26 protein-coding genes and 1 pseudogene are annotated in these 23842 nt (G+C 48.9%); 15 read left to right on the forward strand and 12 right to left on the reverse strand.

Annotated features, from left to right (window positions below; genetic code table 11):
* From KNP71_RS07355 to KNP71_RS07395, 9 genes and pseudogenes are all read left to right on the forward strand, one after another.
* Positions 1 to 341: pseudogene (locus KNP71_RS07355) on the forward strand (hypothetical protein); the annotation flags it as partial.
* 1 nt (position 342) lies between these two features.
* A complete protein-coding gene (locus KNP71_RS16005; RefSeq protein WP_353049142.1) occupies positions 343 to 735 on the forward strand; it encodes a DDE-type integrase/transposase/recombinase in 393 nt (130 codons plus the stop codon).
* A gap of 261 nt (positions 736 to 996) precedes the next feature.
* Positions 997 to 1839, forward strand: coding sequence for a flagellin N-terminal helical domain-containing protein (locus KNP71_RS07365; RefSeq protein ID WP_214830391.1), 843 nt, complete (start codon positions 997 to 999; stop codon positions 1837 to 1839).
* Positions 1840 to 1935: 96 nt separating this feature from the next.
* Complete coding sequence (locus KNP71_RS07370) at positions 1936 to 3546, forward strand: glycosyltransferase family protein (protein WP_214830392.1); 1611 nt, start codon at positions 1936 to 1938, stop codon at positions 3544 to 3546.
* A gap of 9 nt (positions 3547 to 3555) precedes the next feature.
* Positions 3556 to 5157, forward strand: a complete 1602-nt coding sequence (locus KNP71_RS07375; protein ID WP_214830393.1) for a glycosyltransferase — start codon at positions 3556 to 3558, stop codon at positions 5155 to 5157.
* 53 nt (positions 5158 to 5210) lie between these two features.
* On the forward strand, positions 5211 to 5567 hold the full coding sequence (locus KNP71_RS07380; RefSeq protein ID WP_214830394.1) for a flagellar protein FlaG: 357 nt from the start codon (positions 5211 to 5213) through the stop codon (positions 5565 to 5567).
* Between the two features lie 12 nt (positions 5568 to 5579).
* Positions 5580 to 7259: a flagellar filament capping protein FliD gene (gene fliD / locus KNP71_RS07385; protein ID WP_214830395.1), complete on the forward strand. Its 1680-nt coding sequence runs from the start codon at positions 5580 to 5582 to the stop codon at positions 7257 to 7259.
* A gap of 14 nt (positions 7260 to 7273) precedes the next feature.
* Positions 7274 to 7648, forward strand: coding sequence for a flagellar export chaperone FliS (gene fliS, locus KNP71_RS07390; protein WP_214830396.1), 375 nt, complete (start codon positions 7274 to 7276; stop codon positions 7646 to 7648).
* Complete coding sequence (locus tag KNP71_RS07395) at positions 7645 to 7998, forward strand: flagellar protein FliT (protein ID WP_029595022.1); 354 nt, start codon at positions 7645 to 7647, stop codon at positions 7996 to 7998. Before fliS ends, KNP71_RS07395 begins: the two co-directional genes overlap by 4 nt.
* A 36-nt stretch (positions 7999 to 8034) precedes the next feature.
* On the opposite strand, the gene KNP71_RS07400 is transcribed toward KNP71_RS07395, so the two are convergent.
* Positions 8035 to 8412, reverse strand: coding sequence for a DUF3021 family protein (locus KNP71_RS07400; RefSeq protein ID WP_214830397.1), 378 nt, complete (start codon positions 8410 to 8412; stop codon positions 8035 to 8037).
* Positions 8413 to 8573: 161 nt separating this feature from the next.
* On the opposite strand from KNP71_RS07400, the gene KNP71_RS07405 reads away from it, so the two are divergent.
* Together KNP71_RS07405 and KNP71_RS07410 are read left to right on the forward strand one after the other, a co-directional pair.
* Entirely contained in the window at positions 8574 to 8759 is a 186-nt protein-coding gene (locus tag KNP71_RS07405) for a hypothetical protein (protein WP_034803944.1), read from the forward strand.
* Between the two features lie 148 nt (positions 8760 to 8907).
* A complete protein-coding gene (locus KNP71_RS07410) occupies positions 8908 to 9537 on the forward strand; it encodes a hypothetical protein (RefSeq protein ID WP_214830398.1) in 630 nt (209 codons plus the stop codon).
* A gap of 36 nt (positions 9538 to 9573) precedes the next feature.
* Here KNP71_RS07410 and KNP71_RS07415 read toward each other — a convergent pair whose 3' ends face one another.
* The 3 genes from KNP71_RS07415 to KNP71_RS07425 all read right to left on the reverse strand — a co-directional run bounded on the left by KNP71_RS07415 (position 9574) and on the right by KNP71_RS07425 (position 13280).
* Positions 9574 to 10317, reverse strand: a complete 744-nt coding sequence (locus KNP71_RS07415) for a MurR/RpiR family transcriptional regulator (RefSeq protein WP_214830399.1) — start codon at positions 10315 to 10317, stop codon at positions 9574 to 9576.
* 85 nt (positions 10318 to 10402) lie between these two features.
* On the reverse strand, positions 10403 to 11761 hold the full coding sequence (locus KNP71_RS07420) for a 6-phospho-alpha-glucosidase (protein ID WP_214830400.1): 1359 nt from the start codon (positions 11759 to 11761) through the stop codon (positions 10403 to 10405).
* A gap of 16 nt (positions 11762 to 11777) precedes the next feature.
* Positions 11778 to 13280 carry a PTS transporter subunit EIIC gene (locus tag KNP71_RS07425; protein WP_483299386.1) on the reverse strand — a complete coding sequence of 501 codons (1503 nt, stop codon included), beginning with the start codon at positions 13278 to 13280 and terminating at the stop codon, positions 11778 to 11780.
* A gap of 255 nt (positions 13281 to 13535) precedes the next feature.
* Here KNP71_RS07425 and KNP71_RS07430 point away from each other — a divergent pair, with 255 nt between their 5' ends.
* Positions 13536 to 14072 (forward strand): DUF402 domain-containing protein, encoded by a 537-nt coding sequence (locus KNP71_RS07430; protein ID WP_214830403.1) that lies wholly within the window; start codon positions 13536 to 13538, stop codon positions 14070 to 14072.
* A 106-nt stretch (positions 14073 to 14178) separates the two neighbouring features.
* Here KNP71_RS07430 and KNP71_RS07435 read toward each other — a convergent pair whose 3' ends face one another.
* From KNP71_RS07435 to KNP71_RS07470, 8 genes are all read right to left on the reverse strand, one after another.
* Complete coding sequence (locus tag KNP71_RS07435) at positions 14179 to 14682, reverse strand: DUF1572 family protein (protein WP_214830404.1); 504 nt, start codon at positions 14680 to 14682, stop codon at positions 14179 to 14181.
* 238 nt (positions 14683 to 14920) lie between these two features.
* The gene (locus KNP71_RS07440) at positions 14921 to 15586 is read right to left on the reverse strand and encodes a DUF2225 domain-containing protein (protein ID WP_214830405.1); all 666 of its coding nucleotides are present in this window, start codon (positions 15584 to 15586) and stop codon (positions 14921 to 14923) included.
* A gap of 9 nt (positions 15587 to 15595) precedes the next feature.
* Positions 15596 to 16039 (reverse strand): YaaR family protein, encoded by a 444-nt coding sequence (locus tag KNP71_RS07445; RefSeq protein WP_214830406.1) that lies wholly within the window; start codon positions 16037 to 16039, stop codon positions 15596 to 15598.
* A gap of 20 nt (positions 16040 to 16059) precedes the next feature.
* A complete protein-coding gene (locus tag KNP71_RS07450) occupies positions 16060 to 16884 on the reverse strand; it encodes a flagellin N-terminal helical domain-containing protein (RefSeq protein WP_131472868.1) in 825 nt (274 codons plus the stop codon).
* The gene (locus KNP71_RS07455) at positions 16868 to 17248 is read right to left on the reverse strand and encodes a flagellar export chaperone FliS (protein WP_029595030.1); all 381 of its coding nucleotides are present in this window, start codon (positions 17246 to 17248) and stop codon (positions 16868 to 16870) included. The genes KNP71_RS07450 and KNP71_RS07455 overlap by 17 nt, the downstream gene beginning before the upstream one ends.
* The gene (locus KNP71_RS07460) at positions 17245 to 17535 is read right to left on the reverse strand and encodes an EscU/YscU/HrcU family type III secretion system export apparatus switch protein (RefSeq protein ID WP_131472867.1); all 291 of its coding nucleotides are present in this window, start codon (positions 17533 to 17535) and stop codon (positions 17245 to 17247) included. Before KNP71_RS07460 ends, KNP71_RS07455 begins: the two co-directional genes overlap by 4 nt.
* A 9-nt stretch (positions 17536 to 17544) precedes the next feature.
* Positions 17545 to 19209: a hypothetical protein gene (locus tag KNP71_RS07465; RefSeq protein ID WP_251132776.1), complete on the reverse strand. Its 1665-nt coding sequence runs from the start codon at positions 19207 to 19209 to the stop codon at positions 17545 to 17547.
* Positions 19210 to 19299: 90 nt separating this feature from the next.
* Positions 19300 to 19794, reverse strand: coding sequence for a competence protein ComK (locus KNP71_RS07470; protein ID WP_029595033.1), 495 nt, complete (start codon positions 19792 to 19794; stop codon positions 19300 to 19302).
* A 273-nt stretch (positions 19795 to 20067) separates the two neighbouring features.
* Between KNP71_RS07470 and cspD the strand changes: the two genes are divergently transcribed.
* From cspD to secA, 3 genes are all read left to right on the forward strand, one after another.
* Positions 20068 to 20265: a cold-shock protein CspD gene (gene cspD / locus KNP71_RS07475; protein WP_021065411.1), complete on the forward strand. Its 198-nt coding sequence runs from the start codon at positions 20068 to 20070 to the stop codon at positions 20263 to 20265.
* A 313-nt stretch (positions 20266 to 20578) separates the two neighbouring features.
* Entirely contained in the window at positions 20579 to 21139 is a 561-nt protein-coding gene (hpf, locus tag KNP71_RS07480) for a ribosome hibernation-promoting factor, HPF/YfiA family (protein WP_021065412.1), read from the forward strand.
* 141 nt (positions 21140 to 21280) lie between these two features.
* Positions 21281 to 23803, forward strand: coding sequence for a preprotein translocase subunit SecA (gene secA, locus KNP71_RS07485; protein ID WP_214756752.1), 2523 nt, complete (start codon positions 21281 to 21283; stop codon positions 23801 to 23803).
* The last annotated feature ends 39 nt before the right edge of the window (positions 23804 to 23842 follow it).

A 23842-nucleotide genomic window follows, 5' to 3' on the forward strand; every position in this document is an offset into this window, starting at 1 on the left:
CATCGGATGAGAAACCGGAAATCATTGTTTTCGGCAGAAGTGTAAAAGGCAAACGAGCAAAAAGTGTCAAAATCAACTTGACGTCTACACAAACCTATGAATTGGCAGCAAACCGGAACACCGTACAGAGAATCATGAAGAAGCACCATCTCCAGTGTCGGATCAAACCCAAACGAAAATGGAAGTCTCAGGGTGAGAGCATCGTCATCGCCCCTGACCTTCTCAAGCGAGACTTCACTGCCAGTAGACCGAATAAGAAGTGGGTGACGGACATCACCTACATCCAATACGGGGGGCACGACGAAGTAGCTCTTCACGATCATCGACCTATTCAACAATGAGATTGTTGCCTATAAGCTATACGATCATCAACAAACGCCCCTCGTCATCGATACGTTAAGGATGGCGTTGGAGAGTCGGAACAATCCCGAAGGGATTATCATCCATTCAGATCAAGGAAGTGTCTATACATCATATGCCTTTCAAGATTTCGTCAAGAGGAAGCATCTGACGAGCAGCATGTCTCGAAGAGGCAACTGTTGGGATAATGCGGTGATCGAATCGTTTCATTCGAACTTGAAGTCTGAGGAATTCCAGTACGTCAAGTTCAACTCGTTAAGCGACTATGAAGTGCGTGAGCGGGTGAATAATTACTTAACTTACTACAACGAAGAACGTATCCAAGAAAAATTAGGCTACCTCACACCGATAAAATATAGTGTGGCGGCAGCTTAATCAAGGTGTTTTTATTAGTGTCTCATATAGCTAGGTCAGTCTAACTTTAGTCGTTTTTCTATTCGATTTGAAAAGAAATAGTCAAAATGTGTAATTATTTTTGAAAAAGACTAAACAGATTCGCGATGACTCCGATATAGAGTATGGAAACGATAAAACGTTCCAACTAATACAAGGTGAGGGGCCGGCCTAAGCCTTGTATGCTCGGACAAATGGATTTGGAAGAGCGGAAAAAACTCAAACCTATGGAGGGAAATTACAATGATTATTAACCACAACCTTAACTCAATGAACGCTCACCGCAACATGTCATTCAACACAGCACAAACTGGTAAAGCGATGGAGAAATTGTCTTCAGGTCTTCGCATCAACCGTGCTGGTGACGATGCGGCTGGTCTTGCAATCTCTGAAAAAATGCGCGGTCAAATTCGTGGTCTTGATATGGCTTCGAAAAACGCACAGGATGGTATCTCGATGATTCAAACTGCTGAGGGCGGGTTGAATGAAACTCACTCAATCCTTCAGCGTATGCGTGAACTCGCTGTACAGGCAGCTAACGATACAAACGTAGCTGTTGATCGTGGAGCAATCGGAGATGAATTAGCTCAGCTCGGTAAAGAAATCACCCGAATCAAAGACAACACAGAGTTTAACGAACAGAAATTGCTCAATGGATCTGCAGGTGTATCAGGAAGTGTCACTTTCCAAGTTGGTGCAAACAATGCTCAAACGATGGCAGTAGATTTCACTACAGCAGGAGTTGACCTCACATCGATTAACACAGCAGTAGGGACATTAACATCGGCAAGTGTTGCAACATCAGCTCTTTCTACAGCCCTAGTTGATACAATCTCGACACAAATTGAAACAGTCTCAAAAGGACGTTCACTTTTAGGTGCAACACAAAACCGTCTCGAACATACAATCAATAACTTGAGCACTTCTGCTGAAAACCTTCAAGCTGCTGAATCACGTATTCGTGATGTTGATATGGCTAAAGAGATGATGAACTTTACAAAGAACAACATCTTAAATCAGGCTGCTCAAGCAATGATGAGCCAATCTAACCAGCAACCTCAAGCAGTTCTTCAACTTTTACGTTAATGTTTTATCTTATAAAGGTCATGGAGATTCTTCTCCATGACCTTTATTTAAAAGATAAAATAAACTATGAAGAAAGTACTAAAGGAGTAATGGACAATGAAAAAAGTACTTATATGTAGTGGTATACCATTTAAGAACAAAACTAGGCAGCGGCCTCAACATATAGTGAAAATATTTGAAAGCAAAGGATATTATGTAGATTACATAGGTTTAAACGAAAACATTGAAATACAGGGTGAGAACCATAAGATTTGGAATACAGAGAAAAACATAAAACAGTTATTTAATAGCCTAGATTTATACGAATATGAATTTATATGGGTGACGCATCCATATTTCGGTTTGTTGTTTTCGGATGAAGAGTTGGAAAGACAAACTATAATATATGATTCTATAGACTTGTGGAATGAATTTAGAAGAACTGTCTCCGAAATTAACTTTCCGGAAATTCTACTTAATGCAGAAAAAAGATTAATGAAAAAATGTAAATATGTTTCTGTTAGCGCAATGAAATTAGGTTATATAGCTCATCGATACAATAATAATATACTATATTTACCAAATGGAAGTTTCGAACTCGATTACGAAACAAAAGAAAGTATTTCAAAGTTAAATCAAGTTATATTTTTTGGTTCAATTTCATCATGGGTTGATGTAAAAACAATTGAGCACATGGCAAGTACAAACCCGACGTTAAATTTTATAATTATTGGACCTAAACACATAAAATATACTTTTTCAAGTCCTAACATCAAAGAGCTTGGTACCGTTGATTATTATAATCTGAGTAATTATCTTAATGAGAGTAAATATGCAATTATTCCTTTTGAAGAAACGTCCTTATCATCAGCAGTCACACCTTTAAAGTACTATGAATACATTGCTGATAAAAATATTTTTGTTATCTCTACTGGTTTCCCAGATCTATTATACCGAAAACCATCAAGAACATATTTTTATAAAAACTCACATGATGCCGCGATGTTCTTAAATTTTCATAATCAACAAAACCATTTGAAGTATGGAGAAGAAGATTTCACATGGGGAAACTGGCATTATATTTTTAAAGATGTGGATAAGATAGTAAAAGATAAAATGGGGAATACTGTGACGTTACCAAACGTAGATTGGACAAACTTAAGAGATTATCCAATGGTACAAAAATATATTCTTCCTGAAAAGTTGTTCATTGCACATGAGACGGAAAATTTATACAACCATTATTTTGAATTAACTAAAAAGGAAGATTTTACTTTAGATGAGTTTAGTCATGAAATTCTTTTATTTGCTTTTTCGGCGATACACAAAAATGATTTTGAGTTGTTAATTGAATTGGTAAATACCTACTTAAGGTTACATCAATTAGAGCAACTAATTACTCTAACTAACACCGATGATTATATTCAATTTGTAAAAGTGTTTTTAAACAAAGATGTTTCAGAGAAACCCTCTGTTTATATGTTAAGCGTTAAATTGGCAATGTATTGCGAGATTAGTGAATTGATACAATTGATTAATGTGAATGGATTATCTTCAATAGCTTTATACGCAATAAAAATTTTAATTGAGTATTATGAATTTGCTGAAGTATTTGAAGAGGCGTTATATCTAGCAGAGCATTTATATATGTCCAATCCGACTGAAGAAAGTTTAAATATTTATGGTGCGATAAAATTTAAACATACTTATACATCAATTATACAATGAGGGATTTAAATGAATATTTTACATGTTTATGATCATTTAAAGTTTGGTGGGGCAGAAACTAGCATTATTACTTTATTGAAGGGCTTCTATGAAAATGGTCATAATGTATTTCTTGCTACTCCAAGAGGAGAAGCTCTAGCGTTAATTGAGGATTACATATCGTGGATAGAACTTCCGGAGATCAGTGAAGATAATGTTATTGAGGTTAGTGCACTACTGATGAGAACAGTAATTAATAACAAAATTGAAGTGGTACATGCTCATCCATTCATTTCGCAAAAAAATGTTGCTCTTCTAAGCCTAGTATGCCCAGTCCCTATTATCACGACTGTTCATGGAAACTATACATGTCCTAGCACGAATTATTTACTTGATTTTTATTCTAGACAGATTGTAGTTAGCGAAGAAATTAAAAATCGAATTAGTCATTTGCAACTATCAAATGTTGAAGTTATACCGAATAGCATTAATTTTAATTGTGACAACATGCAACCTCGAAGTATTCGCTCTTCAAATTTAATATCTTTATTATATGTTTCGAGGATTGATGAAGAGAAGAAAGCAATATTTGAATTTCTCATAGATTTTTTAAAACAATCAAATAACGTGGAATTGAAAATAGTAGGGCAAGGTAATTACCTTGAAAACCTCATTAATATCGTAGGAAAATTACCCATTGACATAAAAAGAAAAATTAAGATTGAAGGAGGGGTCGCAAACCCTAGGCGACTTATGCTTGAAGCTGATCTTGTGTTAGGTGTTGGGAGGGTTTTATTAGAAAGTGTTTCGGTGAATGTTCCCTTTTTAGTTTTAGGTGAAAAAGGCTATGGTGGGAAAATTGATTCTCATAACCTTGATAAATTTCTTCATCATAATCTTACCGAAAGAGGTTTACACATAACACCTTATTCAGAAAATAGAGCAATAGACAGACTTAAAAACGATGTTAGCATTCAGTTAAACTCTTCTGCTTGCTTAGATACACATGAGATATTTAATACCATAAAAAAAAATAACTCTTTGTCAAACTCTGTAGCAAACCATCTGAAGGAATACAGTATTGTGATTAGAGAGTTTAAAGGAAAACAGGTCGAAGATGAGGTTATTGATTTAAAAGGCGTATCTAACCGTATTAACCAACTTACAAAATTTAAAGGTAAGAGAAATTCCGGCCTAGAAGGTGTTAAGGAAATTTTATGTAGTCATTATGACGCCTTAAAAATAAATGAGACTTTTTTTTCTGAAAGAACGCTTAGCTTCTTCATTAGTAACCAACCATTGGATTGGGAATTTTTCGTGAGAAAATTGTCAAAGGATAGTTTTAGAACCCCGGTATATTTAAGGCTCTTATTTGTAAATGATAGTCTTCATTTAAATGAAGTGCTTTTAGAAATTCAACAAACGTTTCAAAATTATCAGATAGATATTTTCAATCTAGACATTGAGCTCATTTGGGGAGAAGCAGACATTGAGAATGAATTGTTCAAAATACATAATTCTTATGAAATAGTGACAGATCAAAACGAAGTTTATTTTTATTCAAAATTATTAATGAATCAAAATGCAGAATTACTCAATCCAATGTGTAAAATTTCGAACATTTGTCGATGAATAGTATAGGAAACTATAGCGATTAAGTAACTGAGAAAGATGAGGAACTATAGATGGTAAACAATATCAAGGAAGTAAGGGTACACTTGCCTGCTTCAGTCTTACCATATGAATCAACCAAGCATATTTTTGTAGATGAGAATCAAAAATCCCTGTCTCAAGAAGGCATAATTGTTCTTCCTACTCCCCAACACGTTACAAAACTAGAAATGGCAATTGAAAAAGCTAATCAATCATTGGAATTGCAACGAACAGGGCTAAAATTTGTTAAACATGAAAAATTAAACGACTACTATATTCAAGTCGTGGATACGAATAACGAAGTTATCCGTGAAATCCCTAGCAAGAAGTCACTCGACTTTTTCGCCGCATTCATGGAGTTTAATCAACTTTTTGACGAACGTGTATAAAGGAGGCAAATCATGACAACACCTATCCGATTCGGCGGACTTGCTAGTGGGATTGATACTGATACAATTATTAAACAATTGATGCAAGCTGAGAGAGTCCCCGTCGATAAACTTGAACAGAAAAAGCAGATCACCGAATGGAAGCGTGATGCTTATCGTGAAATTAACCGATCACTCATGACACTCCGGAACAGTGCAGTCGATTTAATGTTCAGTCGAAACTTCTATGCAAAAACTTCTAGTTCATCTGATGAGTCACGCGTCTCAGTTGTAGCAGGACCGTCGAGCGGGAACACAGCAATTCGTATTGAATCCGTTAGTCAGCTGGCGACAGCTGCAACCCAAGTTGTCGAACCAAAAGACAAAAATGGGAATGCAGTTACAAAGACAACGAAAGTTGCAGACATGAACTTGCAATCGGCCACTCAAGAAGTAACTTTATCTACCGTTACAAAAGAATGGACACTCTCACCAAAGCCGAGAACAGGTACAACCATCACATTAAAAGATGCAACGAGTAACCCTATTGATGCCTCAACCTATACTTATGATGAAGCAACAGGAAAAGTGACAATGAACGATGGGACAGATGTACCTATCGGGGCAACGGCAACCTATACTTCGGGTTATCAAGTTCAAATTCGTTCCGTCAACGGCGGTGAGTTTAAAACAATTAAGATAGCAGAAGATGCTACTATGGAGAATTTAGTAACTGCGTTGAATGGGAAAGATTCAGGGATTTCTGCATTTTTCGAGCCGGTTTCTGGGAAGTTGTCACTCACTCAAAAACAAACGGGTGAAGAGGCGATTATCGAATTTGATGCGACTACTAAAGCTGCTTTCGGGATTGATCCGGCAGCAGTCCCACAAAAAGGGATGAACGCTAATTTTATGGTGAATGGCATATCGATGACACAAAGCTCGAATACTGTGACAATCGATAATATGACGATAACGTTAAAATCGCAGTTTACGGCCGGCGAAGGTGCGGTCACTCTTTCTGCAGCAACTGACACACAGAAAGTCTTTGACAATATAAAAGCGTTTGTTGATAAATATAATGAAACAATCGATCTTATGAACAAAAAAGTAAAAGAAGATCGTTTCCGTTCATTTGCACCGCTCACGCAAGCACAGCGTGATGAATTGTCAGATGACGAAGTTAAAAAATGGGAAGAAAAAGCGATGAGCGGGATGTTACGGGGCGATTCAATTGTTCGAGGGGCAATGGACTCGCTCCGGAGTAACTGGTCAAGCACTTCAATCGCAACGAACGACACAGATATGCGCCAATTGTTTCAAATCGGTCTCTCAACCGGGGCTGACTTTACAAACGGTGGAAAAATTGAGTTGAACGAAGAAAAACTCAAAGCCGCTATCGAAAAAGATCCGGACCAAGTGTATCAGTTATTCGCCAACACGGAGAGTGGGTTACTCACACAAGTTCGTGATGCTGCAACTAGCTCACGTTCGTCGATCACTCGGATTGCCGGGGCGGACGGCTCTGGTGCACCGACATATTCGATGGGGCGCGAAATGACAGAAATCGATAATCGGATTAGACGATTAAATGATTTGTTAATCGATAAAGAAAATGCCTATTACCGTCGCTTTGCAGCGATGGAAACGGCCATGAACCAGGCGAACTCGCAAGCCGCCTCACTGCAACAGTTCTTAGGCGGAGGCATGTAAGAGGAGGAATTTAAATGGTAGCCAACCCATATGCAGCATATCAAAACAATGCGGTCACGACCGCAAACCCACAGGAACTCACGCTCATGTTGTATGACGGGGCGCTCAAGTTCATGCGCCTCGCCAAACTCGCCATCGAGCAAGGAAATTCAGATTTGAAGAACACGAATATCCAAAAGACACAAGCCATCTTTCAAGAGATGCGCTTGACGCTAAATAAAGACATTGCCATCTCGGCGAATTTAGATTCGCTCTATGAGTACATGTGGCGTCGTCTCGTCGATGCGAACATCAAGAACGATACGACCATCCTCGACGAAGTGCTAGACTTCACAACTGAGCTCCGTGACACGTGGAAGGAAGCGATGAAACTCGCGAAGCAAGCATGAGACCCATCGATGAAATCATCTTCAAAACGCAACGACTAAAGGACTTGCTGGCGAAAGTGCCGGAAGAACCCACGTATGATACATGGATGGACCAAATCCATGAGCTGCTCGACGACCGCGAGCAGTTGCTTGCGGCGCACGGTCCTGATTTAAAGGACGCTGACCAGACGGTGATTCGTCAGCTCGTCGATGACAGTCAACAGATTGCGCGTTTGATTGAGGCGGAGCATCAACGGCTCGGGATGACGCTCGGGACAGCGAGGCAAGAACGGAAGACGGTCAAGTCGTACGTCGACCCTTACGAAGATGTCGATTCAAACTTCTCAGGACTATTCGATCAACAGACATGAAAACAGCTCGAAGGCGCGCCTTCGAGCTATTTTCATTTATGAAGCTTTGACTTGCCGTCGTATTTTCAACAGGATTCTGGACAAGGTAAACAAAATCAGTCCACTCACATTGAATTTTAAATACGTGAGTAAAGCGTCTTGCAAAGACGTTACTGGCAGAAAGTCACTGAATATGATGAGCGGCAGAATCGTCACATGCATCGTGGCCCAATGAATCAAAATCTGTTTCCGGAACGACCACTGTCGAACTTCATAAATGACACTCGTCAGACCAAGGAAGAACGCCATCCCGCCGTAGACGAGCATATTATGTACACCTCTCATATCTCCGTTCCACCACTGATACGCTACAAGCACCCCGAACACCGCAAACCATGTCACACCGCGAACGAATCCTGTTTTCAATAAACTCATCCATCTCGTCCCCTCATCTATTCGTAATCATTATTTTACGACCCAACTCCGAAAAAGTTTCATTCCATTTGATAGGGGTGCAAAGACGTCTGTTTTTGTTTAAAATCGGGTAAATACCACTGTAACCGTTGCTTCTTTTCTGGAAAGGGGAGGGAAACGAGATGAGTGAGAAAAAAGTGAAACCTGAGTCAATGAAAAACCGTCGTTACTTCGTCTACGGTCCAGAAGGGGCGTACGATGAGTATGTGGAACGTGATCCGAAAATTGAAGCGTATGTCGAAGACGATGCGCCGCTCGAAGACGGTCCCGATCCGTATGAAGAAGAAGATCTCAAATCAAGAGGATAATATAGCCAAAGTCAAGGTTCTTTCAAAGACCTTGGCTTTTATTTATGCAGGGTGACCACCCTATACGTTTTCTTACACCGGTCAGGCTAGACAATCCAGTATGCTCATCTTATCAACCACCACTCATACGAAAAGGGAGAGAATGAAGATGAACATGAAACGATACGGATTGATGCTTGCCTTACCTTTAACACTGCTTGTAGGCTGCGGGGAAGCCGATGAACTGAAGACGACGGCGACCGATACGGAGGAAGTTGTAGAGGCAGAGAAGAAGGAAGAACCAGCGGCAGGCACAAAAGAAGAAGCAGAAATGCAGGATAGTGAACTTGGTTCAAACCAAATCTTCATGAAGAACAAGGCGCTCGACATCAAAGAGACGATCGGCTCTGTCAACTTCGCCATCGATAAAGTCCAGACATCTCGACTCACGGTCAACGAAGCGTATCGCGACTCGTTTGACGGGCAAGAAGAAGTGACAGTCGTCGCGATGAATGTCATCGTCGAGAATACGATTGACGACACCATCAGTTTTCATCCGAACCAAGCGACGCTCGTGACGAACACAGGCGAACAAGTGTCAGCCGACTTGTGGTTCTCAGATGACGTCGGCGGCGAGTTACTCGGGAAAGTGAAGAAGGAAGGGAACGTGCTTTTCTTCGTCAAAGCGATGCCAGAAGAGTTAGCGGACGTGAAAGTCGTCATCGATGGACCGTCAGACGCGAACTATCAGTCGATTGGGGAATCCCGTTACGAATATACAATTAACGTCGAGAAATAAAGGATGGCCGCTCCAGGGAACTGGTGCGGCCATTTGTCAGCGGTGAAGTAACATCTCCATCACGAGCAGTAAGTTTGAATCGTAGGAAGATGCCGCTGTCGACTCTTCCCGCTGGTCATCATAAATCGGAATATGTACGGTGGCGAGCTCGCCCAAACGATTTTTCGTCGCACGCGTGAACGCGATGACGGGAATGTCATGTTGTTTGGCGATGTTCACCTTCTCGAGAACGGACTCGGTCTCGCCACTACGAGAGAAGGCGATGAACAAGTCCTGATGTTCAATGTGAGCGAGAAACAGGCTCCGGCTGTCGCCAGCTGAACTGACCCATGCCTGCTTCTTTTGAAGATGCAACTTCTTCGCCATATATTCGGCAAAGAACGTGGAGAAGCCGGCGCCGTATAAAAAAATCGACCGACTCGCATCCAACAATTGATGGAAGTCCGAGACTTGCTCTGAAATCAAGGCATTCGTGCGCTCAAAATTCGTCACATGCGTCCGGAACTGATCAGCCCACGCCTCATGGTGGGGCCGCTCGGTTTGATGCAGCGTCGGTTGCTGCCCTTTTAAGAAAAATAAGAATTCACTATAGCCGCTAAACCCAAGCTTTTTGCAGAGCCGGATGATGGTGGCCGGTGACGTGTAGCACCGGGCCGCCAGTTCGCGTATGTTCATCTCGCGAACGAGCGAGACGTTCTCGGCGGCAAACAAGAGGACGCTATATTCCATCTCGGTCAACCGATTCTTGCCTCGCAATAAGTCCCAAACGGATGGCTCCATCGTCCATCCCTCCTTTCACACATTCTAATCATAAGCGAGTCGTCATGAAAAAAGAAGCGGCCCTTTTGAGGGACCACTTCTTCATTTAGTTGCGCACGAGCGTGTGACGAGATTGAAGGTCAGGCCAGAAGCCGGCGTTCGCTTCAATCATCTCGTCGAGAATCGTTTTCGCATGACGGGCTGATGGGACCGTCTTGTTCAACGTGAACGCTTGAAGTGCCTTCTCGTAAGAGCCTTCAATCGTCGCTTCGACGAGCAGCTTCTCACTGGCGAGCTGCTGTTCCATCAAACCTTTATAGAAGAGCGGGATGTGACCGACACGAATCGGTTCCGGACCGTGTGACGTGATGTAGGCCGGTACTTCGACCATGGCGTCATCCGGGATGTTGGCGATGGCGCCGTTATTTTCGACGATGACGAGATGACGTTCCCGACGATCGAAAGCGAGCGAGATAGCGACATCGACGATGAAGATCCCGTGTACGCCGACGTGGAACGCTTCTGGCATCTCACCTGTCTCTTCGAACGTGCGGATGGCCTCGAACAACGTCTTCTCACGTCCGGCCATGACTTCGTTGGCACGTGTATGCTCCGGGTTCGAGTCGTCGACGATGTCCGTACTCATCAAGTAATACTGCATGTACGGGTTCGGGATATACTCCGGGAAGTAGTCCATAAGCGGTTTGATATTCTTATACGTTTTCACCCATGATGGGTCAGAGTGTTGGACGTCGATGACGGAGATGTCTTCGGTCAACAAACCGAATTTGGCGATGTGTTCACGTAGCTCCGGCAACTTATCCTCGCCGTCGACGAACACTTCCGTGAACCACCCGAAGTGGTTGAGCCCGAAGTAGTTGACCGTCAAGTCTTCGCGTTCGACCCCGAGCACGGCGGCCATGTTGCGCATGACGCCGACCGGCATGTCACAAATGTTGAGCACTTTGGCGTCGGGACGTAAGCGACGGATCCCTTCGGCCACGATGGCGGCCGGGTTCGAGTAGTTGATGATCCAGGCGTCGTTGGCATACTGTTCGACGAAGTCAATCAGCTGAATCATCGGTTCGATCGTGCGAAGACCGTAGGCAAGGCCACCGGGACCACACGTCTCTTGCCCGACGACTTGGTGACGGAGCGGGATTTTTTCATCGTGTTCGCGCATTTTGTATTTTCCGACGCGCATTTGGGCGAATACATAGTCGGCCGCGGTGAATGCTTCGGCAGGGTCGGTCGTCACGGTCAGTTTGACGTCGTTCGTATGCTGGCGGATGACGTACTCGACGACTTTAGAGACGGCGAGTTGACGCTCGGCATCAAGATCATACAGACGAATCTCTTTCAGCGGGAACTCTTCTAGACGAACCATTAAACTTTTCACGATCCCTGGTGTATAGGTACTACCGCCACCGACGATTGTTAAAATGAAAGGTGCTTGTTTACTCATAGTAATTCCTCCTTGGTTATAATACGTCTTCGACTGCATCCCGCATTTTCTTCACATGCAGACCGTATACGACTTGAATGTTATCGCCTGACTTGATGACGCCTTTGGCCCCGGTCGAGAGCAGGGTCGGTTCATCGATTTTACTCGTGTCTTTCACGGTGACACGCAACCGGGTGTAACAGTTGTCGACCGTGTCGATATTGTCGCGACCGCCGAGCCCGTCGATGATGACGTGACCGACACCGATTTCGGTTGCGGCTGCTTCATCCGTCTGTTTGGCCTGATAGTCTTTTTTGTCGTACAGTTTCACTTCTTCCGCCTCATCGCCCCGTCCCGGTGTCTTCAAGTCGAGTTTCAAAATCAACGTCCGGAAGACGAGGAAGTAGAGGACCGACATGATCAATCCGACGAGGATGTACATATGCCAGTTCGACTTCTCGAGACCGAGCGGCAAGTTATACAAGACGAAGTCGATGGCGCCATTCGCACCGATCGCGTGAACGTCAAGCAAGTAATAGAGCGTCATGCCGACACCGGTCAATACCGCGTGGACGACGAAGAGCAACGGTGCCGTGAACAAGAATGCGAACTCAATCGGTTCTGTGACACCGAGCAAGAACGACGTCAAGGCGGCTGGGAACAGGATGGCTTTCGCTGCATTCTTTTTAGACGGTGACGCGGTGACGTACATGGCGAGAGCGGCAGCCGTCAGACCGAACATCTTGGCGATGCCTCGTGCATCCCATACGGCCGTCGTGCTCAACTGGGTGACGTCTTGACACGCCATCTCCGCGAAGTAGATGTTCCGTGCGCCGTTGTACATCTGGCCACACACTTCAGCCGTACCACCCAACTCGGTATATAAGAACGGGGTGTAGACGAGGTGATGCAACCCGGTCGGAATCAATACCCGCTCGAGGAATCCGTAAAGGAAGACCCCGAAGCCGCCGGCACTCTTGATGAACAGGGCCGAGCTCGTGATGGCGCTCTGCGCATACGGCCAGACGAACGTCATCGCGAACCCGAGGGCGATGGCGGTCGGGATTGCCAAGATGACGACGAAACGGTGACCGGAATAGATGGCCATCACGCCTTCGAATTGGACGCTTGAGTATTTGTTATGTAAGTAGCCGACGAGTCCACCAATCAAAATCCCGGCGAAGACGCCCATCTCGAGCACTTGCACCCCGAGGACCATCCCTTGTCCGGCAGCACGCATCGTGTCCGGATCTGCGAGATTCCCAGTCAAGCTGAGGGTCAGGTTCATCGCGTTCATGAAGATGATGAACGTGACGAGGCCGGTCAAGGCGGCGTACCCCTTATCTTTTTTAGCGAGGCCGATCGGAATCCCGACGGCGAAAACGAGGGCAAGATTGACTAAGATGACGACGGCACTGCCTGACAGCAATTGACCGAAGCCTTGAATATAAGGATTGCTTAAAAATGGGACATACGTTGCCAAGTTCCCGTTACCGAACATGTTCCCGAAGGCGATGAAGAGTCCGACGATCGGTAAGATGAGAACCGGAGCGAACAATGATTTCCCGAAGTCTTGCAATATATTGACTGCTCGCTTCATAACCATCCATCCTTTGACGTTTCATTTTTGTAAGCGCTTTACATGTTGAATACTATCATGGAAAATTGAGGAATCGAAGAGGTGGCATGTTGAAAAGCACACGTTCCATCGAATGAAACATGTTTCGTGTTTGTGAACGGATTTACATAAAGGAAAAGGCATGAGCAGATTAATCCATAAGAAGGAGTGAGGAAGATGAACGAGACACGCACCGTTCAAGTGAGGAAGTATGATGAGAGCCTGCATTACGAGTGGACGAGCCGACTCATCGAGGAGGATGATGAGCGCATCCTGCTTTACGCCGGACCAGTCCGGACGCTCCAGCACCATACCCGGCAAGCTCGTTATACGTACGAATCACACTCGCTCGAGTGTTTCATGCGCCATGACGGATTCACGGTCCAGCTCGATTTAGAAGCGGACGGGACGATTTGTCACTACTGCAACATCGGTCTCGTTCCTCGACTAGACGGGGACGTCATCGAATTCATCGATTTAGACCTCGACCTCGTGGCTGACGGGGAAGGCGAGTGGCGACTCGTCGATGAAGAGGAATTTGCAGTGAATCGGGTCCGGTTCGGCTATCCGGACGACGTCGTGACATATGTCTGGAACACAATCGAGGACGTGAAACGGCGAATCGATTTGGGTAAGTTTCCGTTCGACGGGTCACTTGAACGACGGCTCCTGACACTAGCGAAGGAACAATCGTCCTGTTCTCCATCTACTTGATTAGGAAAGCCGTCTTGTTGTTAACTCGATAGAAAACCCGCTCCAAGCGGCGACGACGTCTGCCTGGAGCGGGCGGGTTTGTGCTCTAAGTATTACTCACGAGACGTCAGTCGTTACGCTGATGCGGCAACGGAATCGTCAACACGTTCCAGTTCTCCCCGGCGAATACTTTCGCGAGAAAGACAATCTGTCCGACGTGATAGCTATAGTGCGACACTTGCTTCTCAATCGCCCAGATGACGGTCTTCTCTTCACCGCGGATGAAGACGGTCTTACCGAGGTCTTCCGGCGTGAGGCTCGCCAATACGTTGTCCAACAGTTGCCAACGTTCGTCCCACGTAGCCATCAGTTCGGCGCGGGACTGTTGTTGGTCCTCGAACTCAGCGTCGCGGTTTCGATCCGGCTTCTCGCCGTCCGTCGTCAAAAAGTCGGTCCAGCGCGACTTCATGTTGTTCGAGATGTGCTGTACGATGACCGTGAGCGAGAGTGTGTCTTTCGCGAGCACACGATGCATGTCCTCGTCGTTCACTTGCTTCAACGCGTCTTCGGCGAGCTGTTTCTGTTCCTGGAAAATCGAGCGTACCGTTTCGATGTATCGGGCTTCAAACATGGAATGACCTCCTTTGGATTCCTACTAAGCATACTCCAATCTGAACGTGATAGAAATAATGGAGAAAGAACCGCGCAATCGGTTCTTGGGTGCCCTGTTTATGTTTTGACGGGAGTCATGTCTCGTCGATCTCTTTTCGGTTTGGGGGTTCAATCGTAAAGAGAGCCGACCGCGCTTGTCCGTGAGTGGATGAGCGCGTTTTTTTGTATGCGAAAAGGGAGAGCCGCGGCTCTCCCTTTTAAGCGTGTTCTATTCTAAAGTCTTCCCAGTGTGACCGGGCCTGGGTCCGGATCCGCTCCGACACTTCCTTGCTGCCGAGCAGAATGCCATACCAACGCCGCGCGTCCTCATACAGACCGAGCGAAGCCGACAAGTCGGCGATCCGCAGCATGAGCTGGTCGTACGGGAGGCCGGTCCGGATTTGATCCGTGTACGCCTCTTGCACCTCGTTGTACTTGTCGAGCGTCCGTTTCATCCATTCCTTCTCGGACGCCTCGTTACCCGTCAGGCGATACATCCAGACGAGCCGCATGCCGAGCATGGCGACGACGGACGGTTTCTGGCCGCTCAATTGGGCCGTCACGACGGCAAACTTGTAGAGCCGGATGACGTGCTCGGCCGAGCGGTCGCCCGTGAGCGCCTCCGCGTTCACCCGGTCGAAATAGCCATTCTCGAGTGCCTCACGATGCGTCTTTCTCACCTTGTCAAACGAGTCGTGAAAGACGAGGTGACAGTGACTACAGACGGTCGGCTCATAAAAGTACGGGTTGGCGCCATCGTATGTCGTATATCCGTCCTTCGCGACTTCCTGCGGCCGGATGTGGCGCGACAGCACGCGCGGCGTCTCGCTCTGTTTCAAACAATACGGACATTTCACTTTTTTCGAAAAGATATGTTCTGCCATTACTTCACCTCACACGTATACGTTGACGAGCAGGCCGCGAATCTCACCGACTTGGTCGAGGAGCGACAAACGTGACGCCTCGCCCGAGATGACTTGATCGGTCAAGGCAAGCAACTTCTGGTCGACCTGTTCGACGATCTTGTAAATCTTGGCCCGGCCGCGGCGGTTGAAGCCACGTTTGTCCTCGAGGCGGAGCGCCGCGTCAACGGCGTCTTTCATAAAGTCTTTGATGAGTTGCTTATATTCAGCGAGCGACTCGACGGTCTGGCTCTCGGCGAGGAGCTCGCCTTTCTCGTGGATGGCCGCGATTTGGCGTTGGAAGCGCTCATGTTCGCGGTCCTCACGTTTTTGACCGATGACGTTCTGGAACGAGACGCCAGGCTCGACCTCGGGGCGTTTCGCCTTTCCTGAGCCGTGAAGCGACTGTGTCTCCATGATGCGACGAATGTCCATAGGATCCGTCCTTCCTTAAGTTAGTTCAACAATTGTAGCACGCCTTGCGGCAACGCGTTCGATTGGGCGATCATCGCCATGCCGGACTGGTTCAAGATGTTGAGACGGGCGAAGTCCATCATCTCGCGCGCCATGTCGGCGTCGCGGATGCGTGACTCGGATGCCGTCAAGTTCTCAGACCCGATCGTGACGACGCTCACGTTCGCCTCGAGCCGGTTTTGGATGGCGCCGAGTTTCGAACGTTCGAGCGAGACTTTTTGAATCGCGGCATCGAACTTGGCGATGGCGTCATTGGCGCCACCTTGCGTCGTCACGTCAAGACCATCAATTCCGAGCGCGCCGGCGCGCATGTCGTCGACGTTCAAGACGACGCCTTCGCCGCTGCCGGCCCCGAGTTGGAAGAAGAGTGTCTCATTGCCGGCGATAAAGTCACCGTTCATGATCTTCTTCGAGTTGAACTCGGTCGTCTCGGCGATCCGGGTCACTTCATCCGTGAGGGCAGCAATCTCGTCTTGAATCGCCTTGGCGTCATCACCGCTCAGCGTCCCGTTCGACGCTTGGACCGACAGCTCGCGCATCCGTTGCAGGAGGGAATGGGTCTCGCTCATCCCGCCTTCGAGCGTCTGCGTGAGCGAGATGCCGTCGAGGGTGTTGCGTTCGGCCATCGACAGCGAGTCGAGACGGATGCGCATCTTCTCAGAGATGGCGAGCCCGGCCGCGTCGTCGGACGCCTTGTTGATGCGGACACCGCTCGAGAGGCGATCCATCGTCTTCTTCATCGTCGCCTGGTTGACCGTGAGCGACGAGTAGGCTTTCAGTGCTTGCACGTTATTGGTAATTTTCATAACGGTTTCCTCCTGAAGGTACGGGTTGGAGTCGGGCGTTCTCGATCGCCTCGGCCCACGTCTGGTCGAGCTCGGTCGCGAGGCCGTGAAGCTCCTCGATTTTGTCCATGTCTTGTTCAATCAACGCCTCGAGGCTCGATTTGGCCATATACAAGTAAAGCTCATCGAGTTGGGCCGAGATGATGCCGCCGCCGTCGTGAAGTCCTTGGTGGAGCTTCGCGAGCAGTTCGCGCGCTTGGCGCAAATGGCGGTTGCGTTCGGCGATTGTCGCCGTCTGGGCTTGTTCATAGTGATAGACGAGCGCGTGGAGCATCGCTTGCGTCAGCTCTTCCGGGCTCATTTCGTATAGTCGGTTCGGGTTCATGATGGGTCTCCTTTGATGGTGTCGAGTTCTTCAATCAGTAATAGCACTTCGGCCATGACGTCATACAGTTGGGGCGGAATCGCGTCCCCGAGGTCGAGGTCAAGCAGGTGGCCAAGGAGCGAATGGTCATGCTCGATGGCGACGCCGCGTGATCTCGCCTCGTCTAAAATCTTATCGGCGACGGCGCCCGTTCCGCGGGCGACGACGACCGGGGCCCGGTCGATCGTCTCGTCATAGCGGACGACGGCGGCCGTCTTGCGTTTTGTCAAATCCATGCGTTGATACATAACAGCCTCCTAGATGCGGAAATCATAGCCGGTCGTCTCGAGCGTCGGGCGCTCGGTCTCCGGTTTATCGGACTTCGTCAGCGGGCGGAACTGGGTCGTCACGCTCTTATAACCGATCGCCTCGAGCGTCGTCTCGATCTTGCCGAGCAGGGGACGCGCGAGTGCTTCGACGGTCGGATCATCGTGTTCGAGCGTGAGCCGGAGATTCCGGTCAATCGCTTCGAGCTTGACGCCAATCTCTCCGAGCCGCGGTGTCTCGAGCCGGATATAGAGCACACTGTTCTCCCAGTCGACGACATCCCCGGCCTCACGGTTTTGGATATGAACGTGGATGCCGGTGTCGATCTCTTGGACTTTCGCCGGCAAGGCGAGGATGAGCTGATGGAGCTGCCCGCCGTCGAGCCGGTTCAACGTCTGTTGGACTTGGAAGAACGAGGCGAGCCGTTGCGCCTCGGGTGTCGCCGCGTCGGCTTTCATCGACAACGTCGACGCCTGGACGCGCTGCGTCGTCTCTTGGATGACGCGGCCTGATAGGTTCGGGTCGACCTTGAACGGCGTGACGCGCGGCAATTCGCCGGCGCGGGTCGCCTGATGCGGGATGTATTCGAGCCGGACGTGGTTCGGCACGTACCGGAACTCGTTCAAACTGGCGCGCACTTCTTTGATGAGCACGGCGCTCTCAGCCGGTTTCGTCGACAGTAGGCCGAGTGCGACGTCGAGCTTCGCCGTCATCGCGACGAGCGCCTTCTCTTGGGTCGCGCTCGTATGTAACAAAGCGTCCGTCTTTTGAATGAGCTGCGTCAGTCGGGTCGACACCGTCTCGAGCGCAGGACGTGCCTGATGCGGGTTCGTCTCGACGAGGGCGGCGACTTGGCCGAGCTGTTTCGTCACCGTCACTTGTTCGCTTCGGAACGTGTTCGTCACGGTCGCGAGATGCGTCGTCACTTCCTTGACGAGTACCGGGCGTCCTAGGACGGGCGGTAACGCCTCACGCGGTTCGATTCGCGTCGGGCGCGGCTCCGGCAACTCGTTGATGAGCCGGTCGACCGTCTCCGGTGTCGGCGTCAAACGTTCGCTGACGGGACGCGACAGATTGGCGTGCTCGATGAACCGTTCTTTCTGCGGGTACGGCGCGTCAGGTGGCGGTGGTTTCATTTGTTGTCTCGCTTCATCTAATGACGCGACGGCGAGGTCGCGCGCGACATCACGCGGGAGCGTCGGCGCCTCGACCGTCTTCAGCCAAAGGACGGCATCGCGCATGTCACCTTTGAAGACGGTCTCGAGCAGACGCACCGTGTCCTCGTTCATCGGTAAGCGTCCTGATTGGAGCAAACGGCTGACGGCACTCCGGACCTCGGGCGGGAGCGATGCGAGCAACGCCTGAATCTTCGTATCGAGTTTCACCGGTTGACCGCTCGGCATGTCCGGCGTCTCGGGTTCAGGTTTGACGACGATCGTCGCGATGAGCTGGCCGTCTTGTTCGGCGAGCGTCAGTTGGAACGGGTTCGTCTTCGGGAGCCCGCCCTCGAACGTGACCTCGACGTGCTCGCCATTGATTTTGACGATCCCGGAGTCGGGTCCGGTCTGTTTGACGAGCTCGGCTTTATAGATGCGATTCGTCTGGATGCCGGCTGTGACCGCGACGGCCGCGGTCATGGGGGCTTGGATTTGCATAGTTGTCACCTCGAACAATATATCGACCTCTTTTTCAAAAAGTGAAGCGAAACCGACAGAAAAAAACCTCCCGTCGAATCGACGGAAGGGTCAAGAGTTGAGCGTTGCGCTCTGGTTTAATTGTTGGAACCGAGCGACGAGTTCGCCCGTCGCTTTCAATTGATTGCGGAGGACGTATGAGGTCGCGTTCGTGGTGATCCGGTGACCGTTCTGGGTGACGACTAAACCTTTCGACTCGATCGGGTCACTCGTGATGTCACGGACGTGCGACCAGGCGTACCATTCACATTCAGGGCGCTTCGGGGACATCGTCGGGAAAAAGACGAGACCGGACGTCGGTTCGATGACGACTGGCACTTTGCCTTTGATGCCGGCGACGCGCTTGGCGACGAAGATGCGCTCCTCGATCGAACTGCTGTACTGGCGGCATGAGAGCTGAAGGAGCTGGTAAGGCCGGAGCGGGGTCGTAATCTCGGAACCGTCCTCGAGAATGACGCGCGATTGCGCGGACATCTCATAACAAGGCAGGATGGCCACCGTCCGCTTCGTAATACGGTACTTTTCCTCGGAATGGTAGGGGCGCATATGGCTGCACCGTCCTTTTCGTATTAGATTTTCAGGCTCGGCTCGCCCAAATGGCGTACAAACCTAAATCATCCCTTCCATGATATATCACAAAATATGTAAATTCAATATCTCTATATGAAAAGTAGGGAAATATAATTCCAATGTAAGCCAAAAGACGATTCATTTACAAAAATATGAGAAAGTGTTTGTCACGCTTCCAAGAAGGTGGTAAGATTACCGATAGAGGGAAAGCCTCTGTATTCTTCAATGGTGAAAGGAATGGATTTACACATGGTAGGTAAAGTAAAATGGTTTAACTCAGAAAAAGGTTTTGGATTCATCGAAGTAGAAGGCGGCAAAGACGTATTCGTACACTTCTCTGCAATCCAAACTGACGGCTACAAATCACTTGACGAAGGTCAAGAGGTAGAATTTGAAATCGTTGATGGCGAGCGTGGCCCACAAGCGGCTAACGTTACAAAATTATAATTTCAAGCCGTAAGCCGGTTCCCTCGTGGAGCCGGCTTTTTATTTTTCTTACATAACGTCCTTCGAATCAAAATCGCGTTTAAGAACGGGCAGAACGGGTAGTTTCTTTTTATACCGCCGATTCAAGTTGAAGACGACACAATCGGAACAAAATTGTCATTATTTTCTGATGATAACGTTTTCAAACGATTTGAATTCGGGGTATACTATACATGAGCCACCTGGTTCCACTTTCTTTTCAGAAATGAAGCAGGAGATTCGGTCCATATCGACGAATCATTGGGTCAAGCGGTTATTTTAAGGAGGAGTTCAGATGATTTATAACATTCGCGGCGAAAACATTGAAGTCACACCAGCTATTCAAGACTATGTCGAGAAAAAGTTGGACAAATTGACTCGGTATTTCACAACTCCTACGGATGCACAGACGGCTTACGTCAACTTGAAAGTGTACAATGAGAAGCAAAAGGTGGAAGTGACGATCCCGATGCCGAACTTGTTGCTCCGTGCTGAGGAAACAAACCTCGACATGTACGCGGCAATCGACCTCGTCGTCGATAAATTGGAACGTCAAATCCGTAAGCACAAAACGAAACTCAACCGTAAATCACGTGCCAAAGATGGCGGTATCGGCGAGTACTTCAAGTCACTCGAAGGTCCTGAGGACGTGGTCGTCTACGACGAGGACGAGGCAGAACTCGAACTCGTGCGGACGAAGCGTTTCACGCTCAAACCGATGGATACGGAAGAAGCGATTCTTCAGATGGACATGCTCGGTCACAGCTTCTTCGTCTTCTCAGACGCAGAAACGGGCAACACGAACGTCGTCTATCGTCGTAAAGACGGGAAATACGGCTTGATCGAACCAGAATAATTCAACCTTGAAACCACACGGCCCTCCAACTCGGAGGGCCGTTTCGTTTGGCCTTTCCTTGAAAGCGAGGGTCACTTCGGTTAAACTGTACATTAGGGAAAAAACATGCATTTTTCAGTGAATGCAGAGGAGATAAAGCGTATGGCGAACTTTTTGAAAGATTTATTTGCTCCACAGAAACGAGTATTGAAAAAAGCAGAAAAAGCGGCCGACCTCGTCGAGTCGTTCGCCGAACCGATTAAGGCATTGTCTGACGAAGCACTTCAGGCGAAGTCGATCGAGTTCCGGGAGCGTTTGGACAAGGGTGAGACGCTTGATGATATCTTGCCGGAAGCCTTCGCGGTCTGTCGCGAGGCGTCTGAGCGTGTGCTCGGCATGCGCCACTATCGTGTCCAGCTCATCGGGGGCTACGTGCTCCATAACGGTGACATCGCTGAGATGAAGACCGGGGAAGGGAAGACGCTCGTCGCGACTCTTCCGGTATATTTGAACGCGCTCACGGGCCGCGGCGTCCACGTCGTGACGGTCAACGAATATTTGGCCCGCCGTGACAAAGAACTCATGGAGCCGCTCTATTTCGCACTCGGCCTTTCGGTCGGCCTTAACGTGTCGAACATGGACCGTGTCGAGAAACAGGCGGCGTACAACTGTGACATCACCTATTCGACGAACAACGAGCTCGGTTTTGACTACTTGCGTGACAACATGGTCCTTTACAAAGAAGACCGTGTCCAACGCGAGCTCTACTTCACGATCGTCGATGAAGTCGATTCGATTCTCGTCGATGAAGCCCGGACCCCGCTCATCATCTCGGGTTCGGCTCAAAAATCGACAGAGCTCTACACGCGTGCCGATGCCTTCGTCCGCACGCTCAAAATCGAGGACGACTACACGGTCGACGTGAAGACGAAGTCGGTTCTCCTCACGGACAAAGGGGTCGACCTCGCTGAGAAGTTCTTTGGCATCGACAACTTGTTCGCGATCGAGCACGTCTCGGTCAACCACCACGTCGGGCTCGCCCTTCGTGCCAACGCCGTCATGCATCATGACGTCGACTACATGGTCCGTGACGGCCAAGTCATGATCATCGACCAGTTCACCGGTCGGGTCATGGACGGACGCCGCTACTCGGAAGGGTTGCACCAGGCGATCGAAGCGAAAGAAGGCGTCGAGATTCAGCGTGAATCGATGACGCTCGCGACGATCACGTACCAGAACTACTTCCGTATGTATGAGAAGCTGGCCGGGATGACCGGAACGGCGAAGACAGAGGAAGAAGAGTTCCGTAACATTTACAACATGCAGGTCGTAACGATCCCGACGAACAAACCGATCCTTCGAGAAGACCGTTCGGATCTCATCTTCAAATCGATGGATGGCAAGTTCAAAGCTGTCGTCGAAGAAATTATGGCAGCCCACGCGACGGGACAACCGGTCCTCGTCGGGACGGTCGCCGTCGAGACGTCGGAGCATTTGAGCAAGCTTCTCTCGAAGAAGAAAATCAAACACGAAGTCTTGAACGCGAAGAACCACGCCCGTGAGGCCGAAATCGTCGAGAACGCCGGCCAAAAAGGCGCGGTCACGATCGCGACGAACATGGCCGGACGCGGAACCGACATCAAGCTCGGCGAGGGCGTCATCGAGCTCGGCGGATTATACATCGTCGGGACCGAGCGCCACGAGTCGCGCCGGATCGACAACCAGCTCCGTGGACGGGCCGGCCGTCAAGGAGACCCGGGTAAATCCCAGTTCTACTTGTCGCTCGAAGATGAGCTCATGCGTCGCTTCGGGACGGACAGCCTCCAGAACATGATGGAGCGCCTCGGCATGGACGACACGCAACCAATCGAGAGCCGCATGGTCTCGAAAGCGGTCGAGTCGGCCCAGAAACGTGTCGAAGGGAACAACTACGACGCTCGGAAACAGCTCCTCGGTTACGATAACGTCATGGCCGACCAACGGAAAGTCATGTACAAAGACCGGGCCAGCATCCTCGAGAACGAATCGGTCACGGACATCGTCCGTTCGATGATTCAAGAGACGGTCGAGACGGGCGTGGCGCAATATACGCCGCTCGAGCTCGTGCCGGAAGAATGGAACATCGATGAGCTCGCGCACTGGGCCAACCAGACGCTCGCCCTCGAACAGCCGGTCGAAGGCAAGGACTTCTACGGCAAAGAGCGCGAGGAGATCATCGAGCTCTTGAGCGAACGCACGAACGCGCAGTATGAGGCGAAACGCCAACTCGCGCCGCCGGAACGCTTCAACGAGTTCGAGAAGATTATCGTGCTCCGTGCCGTCGATTCACACTGGATGGCACACATCGACCACATGGACCAACTCCGTCAAGGGATTCACTTGCGTGCCTACGGACAGAACGATCCGCTCCGCGAGTACCAGGCGGAAGGCGTCAACATGTTCGACGCGATGAACGCGGCCATCTCCGAAGAAGTGACCGGCTTCGTGCTTCGTGCCGAAGTCGGCGATAACCTCCGACGCGAGAAAGTCGTCGAGGAGGAAGTGGCGGTGTCTGGCAAGGACGACACGCCGCTCAAGAAGAAGCCGGTCCGTCGCTCGGAAGACCAACGGCTCGGGCGCAACGACCCATGCTGGTGTGGTTCAGGCAAGAAGTTCAAAAACTGCCACGGCAAACAACAGGCTTAATTTTGAAAGAGGCGAGCCCGCTCGCCTCTTTCCTACGGA

Origin of the sequence: Exiguobacterium sp. s56 (genome assembly GCF_018618255.1) — a bacterium.
GTDB lineage: Bacteria > Bacillota > Bacilli > Exiguobacteriales > Exiguobacteriaceae > Exiguobacterium > Exiguobacterium chiriqhucha.